Annotated in this window: 2 protein-coding genes and 1 pseudogene; 1 reads left to right on the forward strand and 2 read right to left on the reverse strand. The window is 63.8% G+C overall.

All coding sequences use genetic code 11. From position 1 onward, the window contains the following. Positions 1-73: 73 nt before the first annotated feature. Positions 74-919, reverse strand: a complete 846-nt coding sequence (locus Q7A36_RS38630) for a reverse transcriptase domain-containing protein (protein WP_305109107.1) — start codon at positions 917-919, stop codon at positions 74-76. A gap of 194 nt (positions 920-1113) precedes the next feature. Between Q7A36_RS38630 and Q7A36_RS41970 the strand changes: the two are divergent. Beyond that, positions 1114-2259, forward strand: a pseudogene (locus tag Q7A36_RS41970) (recombinase family protein); the annotation flags it as partial. Positions 2260-2388: 129 nt separating this feature from the next. Here Q7A36_RS41970 and Q7A36_RS38645 read toward each other — a convergent pair. Then, complete coding sequence (locus tag Q7A36_RS38645; RefSeq protein ID WP_305109110.1) at positions 2389-3384, reverse strand: reverse transcriptase domain-containing protein; 996 nt, start codon at positions 3382-3384, stop codon at positions 2389-2391. Positions 3385-4044: the final 660 nt, after the last annotated feature.

Consider the following 4044-nt stretch of genomic DNA (forward strand, 5'->3'; position numbering starts at 1 on the left):
GCCGAGTAGGTGGGGACGTTGCCGCCCCCACCCCTCACAGACCCGGACGTGCAGGTTTCCCGCATCCGGTTCCTCATGGGAGAGCTTCGCTCGGGACGGCGTACTGCCGCATGATCCTGGTTGGAGGCAGGGGATGGCGGCACAGCAGTTCGCGCAGGCGGTCCCAGCGGAAGTTTCCGTGTCGCCCTCTGCGCGATAGCCACTTCTTCCAGATCCGCTCGACCTGATGGAGGTACCATCGGAGCCGACGTCCGTTGCCGGTGATGCCGTAGTAGCCGTAGTGGCCGCGCAGCATCGCAGACAGGTGGGCGTGTTGGTGGCGAATGGCCTGGTGCCTGTTACGCTGGCACCACTCATTCACCGCCGACAGGGCACGGGCGAACCGGCCCTTTGCCGTTACCTGCCGCACCACGTTCTTGGCCTGCCTGGACCGTCCCCAGACATGGGTGAAGCCCAGGAAGTCGAAGTTGGTGCCGCTCGTCTCCGGGTGGCGTTGACCGCCCGGACGACGGAAACGGAAGTCGATGAACCGCGACTTCTCCGGATGGAGGGTGAGTCCAAACCGGTTCAGCCGCTGCCCCAGGGCGCGAAACACCCGCCGGGCATCGAGGTGGCCCTCGAATGCCAGGACGAGGTCGTCCGCGTACCGGACCAGGATGTACCTGCCCTTCAGGCGTGGCGCGACCACCGCTGCTACCCACTCGTCCAGCACATGATGCAGGTAGATGTTGGCAAGCAGCGGCGAGATCTCCCCTCCTACAATATTGCCAAACTTGGCTTCGAGCTTGGGATCAGGGTGCAGCGGGAGCGCCTCAAGGCAAGCTATGGTGACGGTTTTCGCGGCGCACCACTGGTAGTCTGGCCGACATCCGGCGCCAGGCTGCCGGAAAAGGGAGGCGCCGATGCCCCGGCGCGACAAGGATCGAAGGCCGTTATTGATCCGGACAAGCCATGAGGTAACTCGGAGAAGCACGGCGCAGTATGCCGCAGCCTTCGAGTGTTTGGTTCCTGTACTCGAGCGACGGGTTCGCCCACCACTCGAGGTCAACAGGGACCCAGTGTCAGCGGCTACGACGACATCGCAAGCGGTCCAGCGCATAGGGAGAGGCTAACATGCAGCAGCTCCAACGCGTCGCTATCTATGCTCGGGTCTCGTCTGAACCACCCAGCGGCGGCCAGACGATCGCCAGCCAGCTTGATGCCTTGCAGGCCCGGGCCTCGAGTGATGGACAGAGACTTCCAGCTGATCAGTGCTTCGTCGACGACGGCTTCAGCGGTGCCACGCTCATTCGACCAGCCTTGGAGCGGCTGCGTGATCTGGCCGCTGCTGGCGGCCTCGACCGAGTTTACGTCCATTCACCCGACCGCCTGGCCCGCCATTATGCGTATCAGGTACTGCTGGTGGATGAACTACACCGCGCCGGAGTGGAGATCGTGTTCCTGAACCGGGCGATCGGTGTGTCGGCCGAAGACGACTTGCTCCTGCAGGTTCAGGGTATGGTGGCGGAGTACGAACGCGCCAAGATCCAGGAGCGAAGTCGCCGAGGCAAACTTCATGCTGCTCGCAGGGGATCGGTGATCGTTCTCAGCGGAGCGCCGTACGGTTATCGTTATATTGGCAAGCACGACGGTGACGGAGTTGCGCGCTATGAGATCGTCGAAGAGCAAGCGCAAGTGGTTCGCCAGATCTTCGAGTGGGTTGGCCGCGACCGCCTCAGCATCGGCGAGGTCTGCCGTCGCTTGCTGCAGCAGGACCGTCCCACACGCAGCGGCAAGGCAGTATGGGATCGGAGCACGGTCTGGGGCGTTCTGCGGAACCCGGCATACCGGGGCGACGCCTGCTTCGGTAAAACCCGCGCCCAACCACGAGCACCCCGGCCGCGCCCAGTTCGCGGCGGAAGCGAGCAGCCGCGACGCGCTCACCGGCCGGTCGATGCACCTGCTGCGGAGTGGATCTCTGTGCCGGTACCGGCCGTGGTAGATCCCGCTCTATTCGAGGCGGTGCAGGAGCAGCTGGCAGAGAACCGCCGACGAAACCGGCAGAGTGCACGCGGGGCACGCTATCTGCTGCAAGGCCTCTTGGTCTGCCATCAGTGCGGCTATGCTTATTACGGCAAGCCTGTCAGCCTGTGCTCGGGAAAGGGCAAACGACGAGATTATGCGTATTACCGATGCTGCGGTAGCGACGCTTATCGGTTCGGCGGTCAACGTGTTTGCACGAACCAGCAGGTCCGCACCGACCGACTGGATGAAGCTGTCTGGCAAGAGGTCGAGGACGTATTGCGGAATCCACGCAGCATTGCAACCGAGTACGAAAGACGGCTTGTCGCAGCGCAACGCAGTGAAGCAAGCTCTGACCTGACTGCCGTCGAACTGCAGCTTGCCAAGCTACGGCGCGGCATGGACCGATTGATCGACAGCTACACCGAAGGGCTGATTGAAAAATCGGAGTTTGAACCACGGCTTGCAGGCTTTCGACAGCGGATCCAGGGGTGGGAGACGCAGGCCAATGCCATGCGCGACGAAGCCGCACAGAGACGTACCCTGTCGCTCATCATCGGGCGGCTCGAAGAGTTTTCCGCTCGAGTTCAGAATAGTCTTACTGCAGCGGATTGGCAGCAGCGCCGCGAGCTGATCCGTTTGCTGGTGAAGCGGGCCGAGATCGACCGACAGGACGTGAACGTCGTATTTCGGGTCGAGCCAACTCACTGCATACCCGGACCAAACCCACCCAACGCGCCGAGTGGTATTTTGCAAGATTGTAGGAGGGGAGATCACCCCGCCCTGCGGCGTTCCTTCGGTCGTGCGGGTCAGGGCGCCGTTCTCCAGCACCCCGGCCTTCAACCATTTGTCGATCATGCGCCTGACGACACCGTCGACGACTCGTCGGTCAAGGAAGCTCCGCAGCTGCTCGTGCGGGATGGTGTCGAAGTACCGCTTGATGTCGATATCCAACACCCACCGCAGGCCCTGCGTCATGAACGCCGCGCGCAAGTCGTGCAGGGCGTCATGCGCGGACCGGCCGGGGCGAAAGCCGTACGAGCAGGGCAGGAAGTCCTGCTCGTATATGGCTTCCAGCAGCATGACGGTCGCCCGCTGCGCGACCTTGTCCTCGAAGGTCGGAATGCCGAGCGGCCGTTGCGATCCATCCGGCTTCGGGATGTAGCTGCGGCGCACCGGCGGGGCCTGGTAGCGACCCGACTTGATGCGGGCGAGGAGGTCGAGAAGGTTCGCCTCCAGGTTTTCCGCATAGTCGGCCGCAGCAATCCCGTCGATGCCCGCCGCGCCATCCTTGCGGGTGGTTCGGTAGGCCTCAAGCATCCATTCCAGATCGAGGACATGGTGCAGCGAGGCGAACGCCCGATCGCGGTGCGTCCTCGCCATGTCGGCTATCCATCGCCGTTTCGTGGACAGGTTTGTGGGACTCAGGGTTCCCTCCCGTGTTTCCCGCCGATGGGTCTCTCCTCACGGCGCCTCCCTTTCCTCCGGCGGGTCCCGGCGAGCCCGGTTCCCCGCCTTCAGCGGTACTACGAAGGCGCTACGACTTCCCGCGCGCGCATTCCCCGTCCCTTATGGCTTCGGTCCGGGGCCCCTCATGCCTCTCCGTGCTTCGTGCTCGCCGCAGCGCTCCCGCGGTGGCGGAGAACCACCCTCGGGCCTGGGGTCATTGTCCAGCCGGGCTCCCCTGTCCGGCATGCCGCATGAGGACCCGCACGGGATCTCTCAGGTTTCCTGGCAGTCCATTCCACACCTTTGCCCTGTTCCAAGACCCCGGCCGGATCGACGCGACCTCGCCATCGCGGTCTCGCCGATGCTGCCCCCGGTCCCAACACTCCGAAGGCTCCAGCGGGACATGTTTTCGGGGCTACCCCAGGGCTTCGGTGTCCGCTGCCTACGCTTCACGAGCGGCGTTGCCGACGCCCATGCAAGGCTCGCTTCCGGCTGGTGGGCTGCACCTTTGCCGGGAGGGAGTTGAACCCTCTGGACCACTTCGAAAGGTTTCCGGCTACATCCATCCTCCTTCCCAGGACTTTCCTGACGCAA

It is taken from the genome of Paracraurococcus lichenis (assembly GCF_030657435.1).
GTDB classification, from domain to species: Bacteria; Pseudomonadota; Alphaproteobacteria; order Acetobacterales; family Acetobacteraceae; genus Paracraurococcus; species Paracraurococcus lichenis.

Excerpts from the sequence above, each read along its gene's own strand:
- Q7A36_RS38645 (WP_305109110.1), bottom strand. The coding sequence starts at position 3,384 with ATGGCGAGGACGCACCGCGATCGGGCGTTCGCCTCGCTGCACCATGTC.